This is a genomic window from Paenibacillus sp. O199, from assembly GCF_001636635.1.
In the GTDB taxonomy this organism is placed as follows: Bacteria; Bacillota; Bacilli; order Paenibacillales; family Paenibacillaceae; genus Paenibacillus; species Paenibacillus marchantiae.
The window spans coordinates 1-818 of sequence record NZ_LGRP01000097.1 but is presented as its reverse complement, the minus strand read 5'-3'; the positions used below and the strand labels follow the sequence as shown (position 1 = coordinate 818).

Genomic DNA, 818 nt, shown 5'->3' with positions numbered 1-818 from the left:
CCTCATCCCCGCATTTTTCAACATGCGTGGGTTCGGGCCTCCAGTGCGTGTTACCGCACCTTCACCCTGGACAGGGGTAGATCACCCGGTTTCGGGTCTACGTCCACGTACTAAGTCGCCCTATTCAGACTCGCTTTCGCTGCGGCTCCGGCTCTTCACCTTAACCTTGCACGGGAACGTAACTCGCCGGTTCATTCTACAAAAGGCACGCCATCACCCCTAAAACGGGCTCTGACTTTTTGTAAGCACACGGTTTCAGGTTCTATTTCACTCCCCTTCCGGGGTGCTTTTCACCTTTCCCTCACGGTACTGCTTCACTATCGGTCGCTAGGAAGTATTTAGCCTTGGCAGATGGTCCTGCCGGATTCATACGGGGTTTCACGTGCCCCGCACTACTCGGGATACATCTCGGAGGGAACAGACTTTCAAGTACAGGGCTTTTACCTTCTTTGGCGGGCCTTTCCAGACCTCTTCGCTTAACCGGTTCCTTTGTAACTCCATGTGAGATGTCCCACAACCCCAAAGAGCAAGCTCTCTGGTTTGGGCTTCTCCGCGTTCGCTCGCCGCTACTGACGGAATCACTATTGTTTTCTCTTCCTCAAGGTACTTAGATGTTTCAGTTCCCTTGGTATGCCTCTACATAACCTATGTATTCAGTTATGAGTAACTGGAAATTACCCCAGCTGGGTTTCCCCATTCGGACACCCCCGGATCAAAGCTTGCTTACAGCTCCCCGAGGCAGTTTCGTTGTTCGCCACGTCCTTCATCGGCTCCTAGCGCCTAGGCATCCTCCGTGTGCTCTTAGTAGCTTAACCATA

General features: G+C 52.7%; 1 rRNA gene. It reads right to left on the bottom strand.

The features are described 5' to 3' along the window. Positions 1 to 815: ribosomal RNA gene (locus tag A6049_RS32270) — 23S ribosomal RNA — on the bottom strand; the annotation flags it as partial. Positions 816 to 818: the final 3 nt, after the last annotated feature.